This is a genomic window from Corynebacterium sp. LK28, assembly GCF_014335105.1.
In the GTDB taxonomy this organism is placed as follows: Bacteria; Actinomycetota; Actinomycetes; order Mycobacteriales; family Mycobacteriaceae; genus Corynebacterium; species Corynebacterium macclintockiae.
Genome location: NZ_PDGZ01000008.1, coordinates 14,166 through 28,191, shown reverse-complemented (window position 1 = coordinate 28,191; position 14,026 = coordinate 14,166). Strand labels below are relative to the sequence as shown.

15 protein-coding genes are annotated in these 14,026 nt (G+C 61.6%); 9 read left to right on the top strand and 6 right to left on the bottom strand.

All coding sequences use genetic code 11. From position 1 onward, the window contains the following. Positions 1–5 precede the first annotated feature (5 nt). Together brnQ and CRD15_RS02420 are read right to left on the bottom strand one after the other, a co-directional pair. Complete coding sequence (gene brnQ / locus CRD15_RS02425) at positions 6–1,427, bottom strand: branched-chain amino acid transport system II carrier protein (protein ID WP_187401811.1); 1,422 nt, start codon at positions 1,425–1,427, stop codon at positions 6–8. Positions 1,428–1,522: 95 nt separating this feature from the next. Beyond that, positions 1,523–2,563: an A/G-specific adenine glycosylase gene (locus tag CRD15_RS02420; RefSeq protein ID WP_187401810.1), complete on the bottom strand. Its 1,041-nt coding sequence runs from the start codon at positions 2,561–2,563 to the stop codon at positions 1,523–1,525. 36 nt (positions 2,564–2,599) lie between these two features. Here CRD15_RS02420 and CRD15_RS02415 point away from each other — a divergent pair, with 36 nt between their 5' ends. Both CRD15_RS02415 and CRD15_RS02410 read left to right on the top strand, forming a co-directional pair. After that, complete coding sequence (locus CRD15_RS02415; protein WP_034969790.1) at positions 2,600–3,244, top strand: carbonic anhydrase; 645 nt, start codon at positions 2,600–2,602, stop codon at positions 3,242–3,244. Positions 3,245–3,322: 78 nt separating this feature from the next. Beyond that, positions 3,323–4,015, top strand: a complete 693-nt coding sequence (locus CRD15_RS02410; RefSeq protein WP_034974918.1) for a hypothetical protein — start codon at positions 3,323–3,325, stop codon at positions 4,013–4,015. 42 nt (positions 4,016–4,057) lie between these two features. On the opposite strand, the gene radA is transcribed toward CRD15_RS02410, so the two are convergent. Continuing rightward, positions 4,058–5,482 carry a DNA repair protein RadA gene (radA, locus tag CRD15_RS02405; protein WP_187401809.1) on the bottom strand — a complete coding sequence of 475 codons (1,425 nt, stop codon included), beginning with the start codon at positions 5,480–5,482 and terminating at the stop codon, positions 4,058–4,060. A gap of 99 nt (positions 5,483–5,581) precedes the next feature. Next, positions 5,582–6,154 carry a hypothetical protein gene (locus CRD15_RS02400; RefSeq protein ID WP_230580660.1) on the bottom strand — a complete coding sequence of 191 codons (573 nt, stop codon included), beginning with the start codon at positions 6,152–6,154 and terminating at the stop codon, positions 5,582–5,584. A gap of 269 nt (positions 6,155–6,423) precedes the next feature. Here CRD15_RS02400 and CRD15_RS02395 point away from each other — a divergent pair, with 269 nt between their 5' ends. The 6 genes from CRD15_RS02395 to CRD15_RS02370 all read left to right on the top strand — a co-directional run bounded on the left by CRD15_RS02395 (position 6,424) and on the right by CRD15_RS02370 (position 10,978). Next, positions 6,424–7,014: a CarD family transcriptional regulator gene (locus CRD15_RS02395; protein WP_035007515.1), complete on the top strand. Its 591-nt coding sequence runs from the start codon at positions 6,424–6,426 to the stop codon at positions 7,012–7,014. A gap of 14 nt (positions 7,015–7,028) precedes the next feature. Then, complete coding sequence (locus CRD15_RS02390; RefSeq protein ID WP_187401808.1) at positions 7,029–7,856, top strand: 2-C-methyl-D-erythritol 4-phosphate cytidylyltransferase; 828 nt, start codon at positions 7,029–7,031, stop codon at positions 7,854–7,856. 53 nt (positions 7,857–7,909) lie between these two features. Beyond that, positions 7,910–8,401, top strand: coding sequence for a 2-C-methyl-D-erythritol 2,4-cyclodiphosphate synthase (gene ispF, locus CRD15_RS02385; RefSeq protein WP_034965389.1), 492 nt, complete (start codon positions 7,910–7,912; stop codon positions 8,399–8,401). 78 nt (positions 8,402–8,479) lie between these two features. After that, positions 8,480–9,211 carry an ATP-binding cassette domain-containing protein gene (locus CRD15_RS02380; protein WP_034981803.1) on the top strand — a complete coding sequence of 244 codons (732 nt, stop codon included), beginning with the start codon at positions 8,480–8,482 and terminating at the stop codon, positions 9,209–9,211. Then, positions 9,198–10,385 (top strand): ABC transporter permease, encoded by a 1,188-nt coding sequence (locus CRD15_RS02375; protein ID WP_187401807.1) that lies wholly within the window; start codon positions 9,198–9,200, stop codon positions 10,383–10,385. The genes CRD15_RS02380 and CRD15_RS02375 overlap by 14 nt, the downstream gene beginning before the upstream one ends. Beyond that, positions 10,385–10,978: a hypothetical protein gene (locus CRD15_RS02370; RefSeq protein ID WP_034969818.1), complete on the top strand. Its 594-nt coding sequence runs from the start codon at positions 10,385–10,387 to the stop codon at positions 10,976–10,978. The genes CRD15_RS02375 and CRD15_RS02370 overlap by 1 nt, the downstream gene beginning before the upstream one ends. Here CRD15_RS02370 and CRD15_RS02365 read toward each other — a convergent pair. Further along, a complete protein-coding gene (locus CRD15_RS02365) occupies positions 10,968–11,786 on the bottom strand; it encodes a fumarylacetoacetate hydrolase family protein (RefSeq protein ID WP_051898378.1) in 819 nt (272 codons plus the stop codon). The two genes, CRD15_RS02370 and CRD15_RS02365, sit on opposite strands and share 11 nt — an antisense overlap. Before the next feature lie 62 nt (positions 11,787–11,848). Here CRD15_RS02365 and cysS point away from each other — a divergent pair, with 62 nt between their 5' ends. Beyond that, positions 11,849–13,285: a cysteine--tRNA ligase gene (gene cysS / locus CRD15_RS02360; protein WP_187401806.1), complete on the top strand. Its 1,437-nt coding sequence runs from the start codon at positions 11,849–11,851 to the stop codon at positions 13,283–13,285. On the opposite strand, the gene CRD15_RS02355 is transcribed toward cysS, so the two are convergent. Then, positions 13,242–13,829, bottom strand: coding sequence for a hypothetical protein (locus CRD15_RS02355; RefSeq protein ID WP_034969824.1), 588 nt, complete (start codon positions 13,827–13,829; stop codon positions 13,242–13,244). The genes cysS and CRD15_RS02355 overlap by 44 nt on opposite strands. Between the last annotated feature and the right edge of the window lie 197 nt (positions 13,830–14,026).

Genomic DNA, 14,026 nt, shown 5'->3' with positions numbered 1-14,026 from the left:
GCTAGTTAGGACTGAGAAACCGGGGCTTCTTCGTCCACATTGGCTGTGAACGGGTCCAGAGCTTCGAGATCTACTTCCTCGTCCTCGTCGTTGGGCACCTTGCGGCTCAGGTCGATGGCCAGGCCAATGATGGTGAAGACGGTGGTCGGTAGCAGCCATCCCATGCCGGCGTCCATCAGCGGAATCCAGCTCAGCGCATTCTGTACCGACTCGACCGGAACGTTCAGCGAAGCCAGGAAGTCGACGAAGGAGAACACGAAGGCAACGGCCACGCCGATGCGGTAGGAGAACACGAGCTTGTGCTGGCGGAACAGCAGGTGCACGTAGGACAGCGTGATCAGTATGATCGCCGGCGGGTAGATAAGACCGATGACCGGGCCGGATACGCTCAGGATTTTCTCCAGGCCCAGGTTGGCGATCGCCAGGCCGACGAGCGTCAGGATCGTCGCCCACCAGCGGTAGCTGATCTGCGGAACCAGCTCATGGAAGAACGTGGACGTCGCCGCGGTTAGACCAACGACGGTGGTGATGCAGGCCAGCAGCACGATCAGCGAGAACACGATCTCACCGGTGTTGCCCATGGTCAGGTGTGCAGCCGAGCTTAGGAGTGCAGCGCCGTCGCTGTAACTTTCCTTATCCGGCATGCGGGCGCCGACCAGCCCCAGGCCCAAGTAAACCAGCATCAGGAAGAAGCCGGCGGTGAAGGCGGCAATGCCGGAGAGCTTGACGATCCGCTTGTGATCGGTTTCGCCCTTCTGGCTAAAGGCGCTCACGACGATCAGCGCGAACGCCAGCGCGCCGATGGAGTCCATCGTGAAGTAGCCCTGAGAGATGCCGCTGACCAGCGGGTTGGAGGAGTACTCCTCCGTCGCCGGGATGCTGGGATCGTTCAGCTTCTGCAGGCCGACGATGGCCAGCACGGCCAGCAAGATCAACAGCAGCGGGGTCAGAGCCTTGCCCAGGGTGTCCACGACCTTGCCGGGCCAGAGCGTGAGCAAGTAGCACACTAGGAAGAAGGCGAACGTGCCTGCCAGGCGCCACCAGCCGCCGGTCAGGTTGAAGGTGGACTCGATGCCCAGTTCGTAGCCGATGGCTGCGGCGCGGGGCACGGCGTACAGTGCGCCGATGGACAGGTAGGCGACGATGGCGAAGATGAGACCGAAAAGCGCACCAGCGCGGGAAGCTAGGTCGCGCACGCCGGTACCGGAGATTGCGATGGCGATGACCGTCAGCACCGGCATGAGCACTCCGGTTAGGAGGAAGCCGATCATGGCGGGGGAGAAGTTGTCACCGGATTCCACACCGAGCATGGGCGGGAAGATGAGGTTGCCGGCGCCGAAGAACATGGAGAAGAGCATCAGGCCTACGGCCGCCACGGTGGTTGTCGTGTTCGGACGCTTGCCAGTCGAGGAGGTAGGAGTCGACATAAAACATTCCTATTGTGATTTGGGTAACTCACATCACTCTAATGCACATCTACCCGTGAAACCTAAGCCGTACAAAACCGCTTGCGTAATGCTGCTTAGTGCGGCAGATGGTATTTTCCCTCGTCACGGGCCACAAGCCCGTCGTTAAGCAGCGATTGCAGGGCTCGCTCGCGCTGTTCCTGCCCGGGCCACAGCAGGTCTATTTCTTTTTTTGTGACGCCACCGTCCCCCGTTTTTCGCAATAGTTCCATAATCTTTCCGCGTACCTGGCGATCGGTTCCCTCGAATTTCTGCACGCGCCGGGCAGCGGCTGCCGCTTCCTCCTCGGTGGGCTGCGGCTTGCCCGCTTTCACCCACGCGCAGTCGTCCACCACGGGGCAGCGGTCGCACGCCGGGCTCTTCGCGGTGCACACCAGGGCGCCGAGTTCCATCAGCGCCGCGCACATCAGATTCGCGGCATCTGCGGCATCTGCGGCATCAGCGGCATCTGCGGTGGCGGTCGAGTCGGTGGGCTGGCCGGTGGGCTGGTCAGTGGGCTGAGAGTGCGGCGGGCGGGGGAGGTGGCGTCGAACCAAACGAGGGTCCGGATCCACGTGGGGCAGCAACGATGCCACATCCGCCAAGTCGCGCGCACGGGCGGGACCTTGCAGGTAGCGGCCGTCGACAAGGCGCCGGTAGACGCGGCGGACGTTCGTATCCACGACCGGCACGGCCTGGCCGAATGCGAAAGCGGCGACGGCGCGGGCGGTGTAGTGGCCGATCCCTGGCAGGGCTTCGAGGTCGGTGATGTCGCTGGGAACCTGACCTCCGTGGCGCTCCACACAGGCGATTGCGCACTCCTTGAGTCGCAGAGCGCGTCGGGGATAGCCCAGGTTGGCCCACATTCTTAGGATCTCGGATTTCGGGGCCTGCGCCAGGTCTGCCGGGGTGGGCCAGCGTTCCAACCAGGCAGTCCAGAGAGGGATCACGCGGGCGACTGGGGTCTGCTGGCTCATCACTTCGCTGAGCAGGATCGCCCACGGGCTCGTATCCGGGTGGCGCCACGGCAGGTCGCGGGCGTGCCGGGCGTACCAGTTGTTCAGCTTGGCGGGCAGCTCGGCTGCCGAGTCCGAGGAGTCAGCGTGTGGGGAGTTCATTGCACGAATCACTGTATCGCGGTGCACAATGGATGCATGACTTCGAGCCATCACAAAACCCCGCTGGAGGCATGGGACAGCCTGCGCGAGGGCAACGCCAGATTCATGCGCGGTGAATCTGACCACCCACACCAGGACCTCAGCCGTCGCATCACCCTGCAGGAAGGGCAGAAGCCACAAGCAGTGGTGCTGGCGTGCTCCGATTCTCGAGCGCCGGTGGAGATCCTCTTCGACCAGGGGTTGGGCGATGTGTTCGTGATCCGCACTGCCGGGGAGATTACCGACCTGTCCGTGCTGGCCTCCCTGGAGTTCGCGGTGGATTCCCTGGAGGTGCCGCTGGTGGTTGTGCTGGGGCACGAGAAGTGCGGCGCGGTCGCTGCGGCCTCCCGGGCGCTGCACGGCGGGGACATGCCGTCCGGCTTCCAGCGCGTGTTGGTGGAGAAGGTTACGCCCTCGTTGCTGTCGGCGAAGAAGCGCGGGATGGAAAGTAGTGACGCCTTCGAACGCAACCACGTTGCAGAGATTGCCGACCACATCGTGGATCGTTCGCCGGAGATCCAGGCGCGCCTGGCGGACAAGCGTTGCGCCGTGGTTGGACTGCGCTACCGCCTGTCCGATGGGCTGGCCGAGCCACTGGTCAGTTACGGGCTAGATATTGAGGGCGCGCAGCGCATCTACTAGCCATTTCGTGGGCTATTTTGGGCGGTCAACCCGTGTCTATCCGCCGTGTGCGGGTGGGCAGCATTTAGCATTGGTTGTGTGACTGAGGAAGACAACAGGCGCCCGTTGCCACGCGAAGTGTATATCCGCCGCCGTATTGCCGCGGTGGTGATTCTGGTCGCTGTGATCGGCGTGATCTGGGGTTTGATCAGCCTGGTCAGCGGAGGAGGGGAATCCGAGAACACGGCCGCTACCGAATCTGCCACGACTACTTCCGAACAGCAGGACATGTCTAGCCCGCCGGAGCCGCCGAAGGGTGCGGATCCTAGTGAATCGGAGGCGAAGGCATCCGAAAGTAAGGAGTCGGAGGCGAAGGCGTCAGAGGACAAGAAGAAGGATTCTTGCTCCCTGGCCGACTTGAAGGTCACCGCTCGGCCAGGGGCGACGACGTTCAACGCGGATCAGCAGCCGAACTTCTACGCCAGGATTGAGAACCCGACTGGCGCGGATTGCGACATCAACCTTGATGATGCTCCGCTGAAATTCGAAGTGTTCACGATGGGCAACTACCAGCGCGTGTGGGGCGATATCGACTGCAATGCGCCGGAGGTGACCGGGGACGTAAAGATCAAGGCTGGCGAGGCAGTAAACTACGAACTGGCCGGTTGGTCCCGCACTACCTCCGCGCCGGGCCAGTGTGAGGCTCGCCAGCCCGTCGATCCGGGCAGCTACCTGCTGTACACCCACGTGGGCGACAACACGTCCCAGCCAGCCTCGTTCAACTTGCAGTAGCTCTCGTTTAACCCGCAGTAGCTCTCGTTCAACCCACAGTGGCTAGGCGGAGGCCAGGCAGTAATTGACAGCCTGGCAGAGCGTGGAAACCTCCTTCACCTTCATCCCCTTCGGTGCCTCGTAGTGACAGTTCTTCGGCACCAGCGCGGTGTGGAAGCCCAGACGGTTGGCCTCTGCCAGCCTTTGGGTGAGCTGCGGGATGCGGCGCACCTCGCCACCCAAACCGACTTCACCCAAAGCCACCAGCCCGAGGGGTAGCGGCGTGCGCTTAGCAGTGGAAGCTAGAGCGAGCCCCGTGGCTAGATCCGCCGAGGGCTCCAGGATCTTCATCCCACCCACCGTTGCAGCGTAGACCTCCTTATCCGCTAGGGGTAGGCCGCAGCGTTCCGAAAGCACCGCCAGTACCATCGATACGCGCGAGGCATCCATGCCCGTCATGTATCGCTTCGGGTTCTTAAATTCGCTGTTGAGAGCCAGGGTTTGTAGCTCTCCAACCATCGCGCGACGGCCGTCCATCACCACAGTCACCGCGGTACCAGTTACGGATTCGGTCCGGTGGTGCAGGAAGAGCCCGCTAGGATCAGCAACCTCCTGGATTCCGTGGGCGGTTTGTTCGAAGCAGCCGACCTCATCCGTCGCGCCGAAGCGATTCTTGATGCCCCGCAGGAAACGCATGGAGGAGTGCTTGTCGCCCTCGAAGTTCAGAACCACATCCACCAGGTGTTCGATGGTGCGAGGGCCTGCGACGGTACCCTCCTTTGTCACGTGGCCCACGGCGATGACGGGCGTGCCGGACATTTTGGCCAGAGTTGTTAGCGTGCTGGTGACCGCACGAGTTTGGGCCACGCCACCGGCCACGCCCTCCACCCCGGTGGCCTGCATGGTCTGCAGAGAGTCCACAATGATCAGCTCCGGGTTGAGGGCATCCACCTGTGCCAGGCCGTTTTCCAGGTCGTTTTCGCTGGCCAGGTAGAGGTTGTCGTGCAGCGCGCCGGTGCGTTCCGCGCGATGGCGTACTTGTCCGACGGATTCCTCCGCCGTGAGGATCAGTACCGTGTGGCCCTTCTTTGCCCACGCGGCGGCGACCTCCAGCAGCAGGGTGGATTTACCCACACCCGGTTCGCCCGCAAGCAGCACAGCGCTGCCTGGCACGATGCCGCCGCCCAGCACCCGATCCAGTTCCCCGATACCCGTCGGTCGGTGCTTGGCGATGGTCGGGTCCACCTTGGTCACCGGCTGGGCGCTGGCCCCCGGCACCAATCCTCCGCCCCTGCGCCCGCGGCGCCCAGAACCACCCGTTCCACCAGCTACACCTGCGATCCCCAGCGCCCCGAGAGCGCGGGTGTCTCGTTCCTCCAGAGATCCCCACTCGCCACATTGTGGGCAGCGCCCCATCCACTTGGATAGCTGGTGATCGCAGGAGGCGCATACGAAAACCCGGCTTGCTTTGCTCGACTTACTTGCCATGTGCACAACAATAAACGCCGCCCCGGACGACCAATGTCCGGCGACGGCGTTTGTTCGATTTTGTGGCGGGTTCTGGCTTGGGCGACCCGCCTAGGTGACCTACTTGGTGGTCAGGTTGCCATCCTCGTCGCGGTGCAGCTGGCCAGATTCCGGAACGTACGCGGTTACCGGAGCGTTTAGCTCAACGGTGCCGACGTTCAGCTTGAAGGTGACCTTCTTGCGGCCGCCAACGTACACGTCCTTCAGACCCTTGACGGAGGTTTCAGCGTACTGCAGTTGGCTCTGGCCCTTGGTCTCTACGTCCTTCAGAGCAAACTTGCCGTCAGCAACCAGGGAGCCACCCGCCGGGATCTCCTTCTTATCCAGGCCGGAGACCTCCTTGCCATCAACCTTCACGGACTCAACCTTGACGGCCTTGCCCTTTTCGTCCTCGTTGGTGACAGTGAACTTCAGTGCCAGGGTGTTATCCGGGCCAACGACCACGGACACGTCCTGGACGTCAGCGTGGCCAGCGTTGCCGTGCGCACCGTTGACGGCGGCCACCTGGCTGGAAGTCTGAGAAATCTGACCTGCGCCACACGCGGACAGTGCGAGCGCGGAACCTGCGGCGACCAGCGCCAGCGCACCACGGGCAAAGGTCGTCTTCAGCGGCTGGGCCTTGAGGGTCTTCACGATGCGTTCCTCCATCTGAGGCATGTCTTAAAGCAGTTGAATAAAAACGTCTGTGTCCAGCCTAGCCTGTAGCCCCCTAGTACACCTAGCCAAGGAGGCCTTTAGTAGTAATTAGTGCCCCCTAGTGCGTGCTTGCTGGGGATTTTATGCCCCAAATGCGGGTAGTGCGGGCGATTGCGGTAGAATCTATCGGGTATTTGCGCACTTGTTTTTCCCAGTGCCTATCACATCCCGCCCCAGCCTTTCGGAAGGACGTTAGAGGAACACTTATGGAGTTCGCAGTCGGAGATACCGTCGTTTACCCGCACCACGGCGCCGCTGTCATCGAGGGCATCGAGCAACGGGAATTCAAGGGGGAAACCGTCGATTACCTGGTGCTGCGCATCAACCAGGGCGACCTTTCCGTCCGTGTGCCGGCCGCAAACGCCGAGAAGGTCGGCGTGCGTGACGTGGTGGGTGAAGAAGGCCTGCGCAAGGTCTTCTCCGTGCTGCGGGAGACCGATGTGGAAGAGGCTGGCAACTGGTCCCGCCGCTACAAGGCGAACCAGGAGCGCCTGACCAGTGGCGACGTGAATAAGGTTGCCGAGGTTGTGCGCGACCTGTGGCGCCGCGACCAGGACCGTGGCCTGTCCGCGGGTGAGAAGCGCATGCTGGCCAAGGCCCGCCAGATCCTCGTGGGCGAGCTCGCCCTGGCTGAAGGCGTGGACGATAACAAGACCGACGCGCTGCTGGCCGACATGCAGGCCGCCATCGAGCGCCACCGCGAGGCTGCCGCCGCGGCTCGTGCCGCAGGTGTGGATGAGGATTCTAAGTCCGGTGGCTCCATCGACCTGGACGACGAGCTGGACGGCGAGGACTAATCCAGGCCAGCGCCGTGACAGCGAACGTCTACGCACTCGTCGCCGCCGCCGGTAGTGGTACCCGTCTGGGCTTTGATACCCCGAAGGCTTTCGTCGAGCTCAACGGTCGGTCGTTGCTGGAACGGTCGCTGGACGGCCTGGCGGCGTCCCAAAGCATCGATCAAGCGATTGTGCTGGTCAGTGAGAACATGCGCGACCACGCCGAGCGCATCGTCGGCGATCCCATCAACGCCGCGGAATGGGCACCCATGACCGTCAGCGTGGAGCTTGGCGGCGGCGAGCGATTCGACTCCGTGTACGCGGGCCTGGTTGCGATCCAGCGACGGCTAAGCGCTGCGGGCGAGGCCACCGAGGGGCGCTTCGTCGCCGTCCACGACGCCGCCCGCTGCCTTACCCCACCCGCCATGATCGCCGAGGTCGTCGACCGCGCCCGCCGTGGTGTCGCAGATGGTTCCTGGTACGGGGCGATCCCGGTGTTGCCGGTAGTGGACACTATTAAAGTTATTGACGCCCCCACCTCCGGCTCGCGCGCAGGGCAGACGGTCGTGGAGCAGACACCAGACCGCGCTAGCTTGCGGGCGGCAGCTACACCACAGGTATTCGACCTGGAGAAGCTGATCGAGGCTAACGAGCAGTACCTGCGCACCACGGAAATCAGTTCCGCGCACGCGGTGGATCGGGTAGGTGCTTCGCCGTTGCCGCTGGTGACGGACGATGCCTCGCTGATGGAGATGGCTGGCTTCCCGGTGGTGGCGGTGGATGCGGACCCGCTGGCTATGAAGATCACCACGCCCCAGGATTACCGCGTGGCACAGATGATCCTGAACGGCAGCGAAAGTTAGAAAGCCCGCAGCAGACAAGTAGAACGTAACCAGAGGCGAGAGGCAGACCGCAATTGAACACCCCACACATCATTCCCCGCGTCGGCATTGCGACGGATGCTCACCAGGTGCAGCCAGGCAAGGACTGCTGGATGGCTTGCCTGCTGTGGGAGGGGCAGGACGGCTGCGAAGGCCACTCCGATGGCGACGTGGTGGCGCACGCGGTAGTGGATGCGCTGCTCTCCGCCGCCGGGCTCGGTGACCTGGGCAGTTTCGTCGGGGTGGGGCGTAAGGAATACGACAACGTCTCCGGCGAACGCCTACTGCGCGAGTGCCGCGAGCTGCTGGAATCTAAGGGCTTCGTGATCGGCAACGCGGCGGTGCAGATGGTGGGGAACCGCCCGAAGATGGGCACCCGGCGTGAGGAGGCCGAGAAGGTGATGGGAGAGCTGATCGGCGCGCCGGTCTCCGTCTCTGCGACCACGACCGATCACATGGGCTTCACCGGCCGCGGCGAGGGTGTGGCGGCCGTGGCGACGGCGGTTGTGTGGCAGGCGCAGAACTAGTTATTGACAATCCTTTCGCACCCTCGTAGGTTTGTTCCATCAAACAGAACCCCTGCGCATTAAAGGTTTGGAACTTTCTTGTCGAATAGCTACTCGTTTTCTTTTAGCTACCCGCGCTCTGATGAAGGTGTCGAGGTCCACTCGCTTGAGGTTCCCACTAGCCCGACGGTGATTTTGGGTGTCAACGGTGCCGGTAAGACTACGCTTATGAAGTTGCTCGCCGGCCAGCTAAAGCCGTCTGAAGGCGTTGTGCCGAAGTTGGGCAGAGCGGTGTACGTCCCGCAGCATTTCGAAAACATCAATGGTGCGTGCGTTGTCGACTATGTTTCCTACGTCGCCTGGCTTAATGGTGCCGGTTGGGCGGAGAGCAAGAAGACCGCGGCCTATTGGATTGAATTCGTAGGTTTGAAGGAACACGCACATAAGCAATGCAGCAAGCTGTCCGGTGGGCAGCAGGCTCGCGTGCAAATAGCTACAGCCCTGAACTCTAACGCGGAGCACATACTGCTGGACGAACCCAGCGCCGCACTCGACCCACTGGCGAAGCGGGATCTGCAAGGACTCTATCGATCCATTGCGGAAGCGGGCGTTGGCCTTTGGGTTTCTAGTCATCAGCCCTTGGAAGTGGAGAAGCCGTTCGAGCATGTACTCGTGTTGCATGAAGGAAAGGTTGAGTTCCAGGGGCCAATGAGCGATTTTCTGCGAGTTGGGCGCGGTTCGCTAGAGCCGGGGGAGTCACATCGCTATTCCGACACTGTGAGAAACCTTGCGGAGGCATTTTCCAGGACCGGTGGCCATGTCGAGGATTAATGCGATCAACGTTGCTTTGGTGCTCGCAGCTGCAGCACTTGGTTTGCTGAGCATTGCACTCAACGCCAACCCGGTGCCTACGCAGGACAACGCAGTCTCCAACAGCTTGGCCATCTACTATTCGCTGGGGCCAATCCTGGGCTTTATCGGTGCTAAAGAGATGGCACGCTTCCGTTCCTTTTTTAAGTCCCGCGGCTCTGTGCAGGATGTTTTTAGGGTCTGGCTCAGATCCTTGGCGCTTCCGCTATTGCTCGCGGTGGTAGTGGTGTTGGCGTACCACGCAGTGCAGCTGGCGGATATCGGATACGTAGAGTCCGCACAGTCCCTTGCAACGGGGCTGGTCTTTATTGTTCTTCACGGCGTGGCATGGCTGAGCTTGGGGGCAACTTTAGGGCTGTACCTACCAGCAACTGTGGCGATCGCTGTCGGCTTGCTTCTTCCTTTTATCCTGGTCGCTTACCCGGTGTCGCTCTCAAACGTGGCGTGGCGACAAATGTTCGGGCAACCGTTCAGTTCTTGTTGCCAAGTATCACAGAGCGTGGACCCGATTCTGTGGAAGGCTTCGGCGCTGGTGCTGGGGGCTATATGCGTTTGCTCGTTGCTGTTGACCGCGGCTTTTCACGGAAACCGGCTTCCGGGGCTGTCCGCGTGGCCACTTCGCGTGGCAGTCATTGCTCTGTTCGGCGTGAGCTGTGGATTAGGCTACGGAATCGCCCAAGACGGAAACTATAGTTCCGCGGTGCCCCGCCCCCAAGAGCATATGATCTGCGAGGGAGCATTGTGTTACTGGCGCGAAACCCCACCTGAGCAGATAGACGCAAACCGCAAGGTGTGGGAATCTTTGGGCGTCACTACCTATAGGCTGATCGACGCCGAACCGCAACGGGACGGCGACATCTGGCTCGCCCACTCGAATCAGCAACAGGAAGTAAAGCACGCGCTCCTGGTCGAACTCCTCAGCAACGAACCTGCACTTAAGGGGGCACCATCGTGTTGGGGAAGTCCGCAGGAACCCGTATCCGTAGCGGAGTCTCTTCCCGATCTGACGGAAGAAGAACTGGAACGAGCGACCCTGACGCCTTCCGGACAATGGCGCGGGGTGCATGGCACGAATGAGGGAGTGGACGTGAAATTCATCCTGGATCGGGCGAACTCCGAGTGCTGGGAGGGATAGTGTCTGCCCAGCATCGAGCACAAATCTATTGGCGCGGTCATTCCGCGACCTACGCGGTGATACTTCAGGTGTTCGCCCTCGTGGGCGCCGTCCTGTTCGGCACGACCACGATCCCCATTCCCTGGGCTTCGTGGAGTTCGTCCGGAGTCGTTCCGTTTAACTTCGTGTTCTCCATCGCCATCGTTAGCTCTGCGGTGATGTTCTGGGATAACCGGCTTTCCCAGCTGGAAGAACTAACTGGCCGCACGTGGGCGGCCTGCGACTGGCTTTTCCTTGGGATTTGCTTGGGTGAATGCGGCGTTGTCGCGGTCCTGGGCAACCCAGGGATGTTGCAGTACACGCTTATTGCACTGTCGGTGATTTTCGGCGCATGCTTGGTGGCAGACCTGCGAAAGAGCTTCTATGGACTGCTTCTGCTAACCGCAGCCCAGTGCCTGCTCATATCGGTATTGCCAAGCAAATACCTGCCATTGTTCTGGTCGCCCAGGATCGATGTGATTGTGATTGCGCTTCCCATCTGCCTGCTACTTTTCGCGGCAGTGCGGAGCGCTATCAAGAAGGCCGAGCCCCGGTTGGCTCAGCTCAGCAGTTAATGCGGTTGCAGATTTCCCCGATGCCGTCTACAGCGATGCGCACCTCGTCGCCATCGGCCAGGTACTGCGGTGGGGTCATGCCATGGCCGACGCCCTCTGGTGTGCCCGTCACGATGACGTCACCAGGTGCCAACGAGGCGAAATTGCTGATGTAATCCACCAGATCCTGTGGCTTAAACACCAGGTCGGCAACGCTGTGTTCCTGGCGGAGTTCGCCGTTGACCCAGGTGCGTAAGACAGCCCCTTCCGCAATCGGATCGAAGTGTTCGGCGGGAACCATCCATGGGCCGAATCCGCTGGAGCGGTCCAGGTTCTTGCCCTGCAGCCACTGCTGGGTGCGGTACTGCCAGTCGCGCTGAGAGAAATCATTCATCACGGCGTAGCCCGCGATCTGGCCGGCCTCTCCCATAATGACAGCAAGCTCGCCCTCGTAGTCTGCCTGCGCAGAGAGCTCCGGAGGCACCACTACCTCGTCGAACGGGCCTGCCAAGGCGGAGGCGTACTTCACGAACAGAGTGGGGTGGTCTGGGATCGGGTGCCCCATCTCTGCGATGTGTTCCCTGTAGTTCAGGCCGACACAGAAAATTTTCCCGGGGTTCGGTACGACCGGCCCCAGCTGGTCGGCGGTGAAGGTAACGGTAGGGAGGGAATCCAGCTCCGTGCTGCTGATCGGCGCCTTGTACGGGAACTCGGCAAGGAGTTTGCCCTCGCCGCCTTCGGCGGAATAGGAGGTGACGGCGATGGGCTGCCACGCATCCCGGTTGTTGAGGCGGATGGTGGCGAATCTCGTGATGCTTTGAGTGTGCATGCCTTCCACGATACTGACACGCAGGGGAAAGAGGCCGGATGCGCATGCCTATACTGTGTGGTGTGACTTTGCGAATCTACGACACTGCCGCCCGCCAGCTCCGCGACTTTGAGCCTATCCGTGAAGGCCATGCCTCGATCTATCTGTGTGGAGCGACCGTGCAGTCGATCCCGCACATCGGACATGTGCGTAGCGGAGTTGCTTTTGACATTCTGCGCAACTGGCTAGAGGCCAAGGGGTTGGACGTCGCTTTCGTAAGGAACGTCACCGACATTGACGACAAGATCCTGACCAAGGCCGCGGAGAACAACCGCCCGTGGTGGGAGTGGGCTGCCACGCACGAGCGCGCGTTTAACTGGGCTTATGACCAGTTGGGCGTCACCCCACCTTCCATCGAGCCCCGCGCCACAGGGCACGTGCCGCAGATGATCGAGTACATGCAGCGCATCATCGACAACGGCCACGGCTACGCCGCAGACGGCAACGTGTACGCGCAACCCGCGACGATCGATAACTACGGTTTCCTGTCCGGCCAGAAGCTGGATGAGATGGATCAGGGTGAATCCGCGGGTACCGGCAAGCGCGACCCGCGCGACTTCACCATGTGGAAGGCAGCCAAGCCGGGCGAGCCGGCCTGGGATACTCCGTGGGGCCGTGGCCGCCCGGGTTGGCACATCGAGTGCTCCGCGATGGCCACGACCTACCTGGGCAGTGAGTTCGACATTCACTGCGGTGGGTTGGACCTGCAGTTCCCGCACCACGAGAACGAGGCCGCGCAGGCGACGGCAGCGGGGGATGGGTTCGCGCGCTACTGGATGCACAACGGCTGGGTGACGATGTCCGGTGAGAAGATGTCGAAGTCCCTGGGCAACGTGCTTTCTATCCCGAATGTGCTGAAGCTGGTGCGTCCGGTTGAGCTGCGCTACTACCTGGGCAGCGCGCACTACCGTTCGATGCTGGAGTACTCCGAGGCTGCGCTGGGCGAGGCCGCTGCGGGCTACCGCCGCATCGAGAAGTTCCTGGTGCGCGCCATCGAGTTCGTCACCGGAGAGACCGCCGTGGACCCGCAGGCGCTGCCGGTCGGCGAAGTGCCGGCGCGGTTCGCGGAGAAGATGGATGACGACCTGGCCGTACCGCAGTCGTTGGCCGTGATCCACGATATTGTTCGCGAGGGCAACAAGCTACTGGAGGCTAAGCCCACGGACGTGGTAGAGCAGCAGGTCAAGCAGATCGCTGGACAGGTTCGTGCGATGGCTGCCGTGCTGGGTGTGGATCCGCTCAGCGAGACGTGGTTGGAATCCACTAAGGCCGCTGCGGGCGGATCCAACGTGGCGATGGGTGCCCTGGATGTGCTGGTCAAGGCTGAGCTGGAGCGCCGCGCCGAAGCCCGCGCGGCCAAGGACTGGGCCACCGCCGACGAGGTACGCGACCGCCTGGCCGAGGCCGGCATTGAGGTTACGGATACAGCCGATGGCGCGAAGTGGTCGCTGAAGGGGTAGTTCCATAGACGTACTCGTCGGGCTGTAACTCTGATCCTGGAAGCTCGACCTCGTCGTCATATATTTCTTCGGGTACGAAGTATTCTTCGTCTTTCGACCACATGGGGTTCAGGCCTGGCAAGAACCAAATGGTGGCGGCAGAAACGATGGCAATGATGATGCCGCCCAGTGTTGCGTGCTCCGGCGGGATGTACCAAAAACCGGCCACGATCAGGGCGCCGATGGAGCCGATACATAGGGGGAGGAAGAGGTTCAGATTCAACCTGTTTGCGGTTCTGTATTCGACCCAGTCCTCGCTGGGGAAGCGGCCGCGGGCTTGGGAGCGGATTCGGCGCTGCGTTTTCTGAGAACATACGACGCATGCGATGGCGACTAGTGCCAGCCCGACTCCGGCGATAATAAAGTCGCCGACTACTGCGCCGTATGCCATCACGCCGATCGATACGGTTAGGGCAAAGCGTTCGGTCGCGGAAAGCGGAATTGCCTGGTGGGGGTCTACTTCAGGGTAGAGGTTGGCCAGAGGGGCCGGGGTGTATGCGGTCATCCTTCGTGTCCTTTCTCGGGGGTGAGAGGTGGGGGTGGGAGACGAAGCTAAACACAAGATGCTTCTGTCTCTTAGGCTGACGTCATGATACTTTCAGTTAAGTTGAGCCTTACCTAATTAAGGTAACACTATTCTAAGTTAGTGGTAAATCCTGGGTAGAAGGTAAGGCTGCGTAAGTCTTTTGATGTTTCAGTTCT

What these genes read in the sequence shown, in the direction of transcription:
- brnQ (WP_187401811.1), bottom strand. Translation starts at nt 1,427, where the DNA reads ATGTCGACTCCTACCTCCTCGACTGGCAAGCGTCCGAACACGACAACC.
- CRD15_RS02420 (WP_187401810.1), bottom strand. Translation starts at nt 2,563, where the DNA reads ATGAACTCCCCACACGCTGACTCCTCGGACTCGGCAGCCGAGCTGCCC.
- CRD15_RS02415 (WP_034969790.1), top strand. Translation starts at nt 2,600, where the DNA reads ATGACTTCGAGCCATCACAAAACCCCGCTGGAGGCATGGGACAGCCTG.
- radA (WP_187401809.1), bottom strand. Translation starts at nt 5,482, where the DNA reads ATGGCAAGTAAGTCGAGCAAAGCAAGCCGGGTTTTCGTATGCGCCTCC.
- CRD15_RS02395 (WP_035007515.1), top strand. Translation starts at nt 6,424, where the DNA reads ATGGAGTTCGCAGTCGGAGATACCGTCGTTTACCCGCACCACGGCGCC.
- CRD15_RS02375 (WP_187401807.1), top strand. Translation starts at nt 9,198, where the DNA reads ATGTCGAGGATTAATGCGATCAACGTTGCTTTGGTGCTCGCAGCTGCA.
- CRD15_RS02365 (WP_051898378.1), bottom strand. Translation starts at nt 11,786, where the DNA reads ATGCACACTCAAAGCATCACGAGATTCGCCACCATCCGCCTCAACAAC.
- CRD15_RS02355 (WP_034969824.1), bottom strand. Translation starts at nt 13,829, where the DNA reads ATGACCGCATACACCCCGGCCCCTCTGGCCAACCTCTACCCTGAAGTA.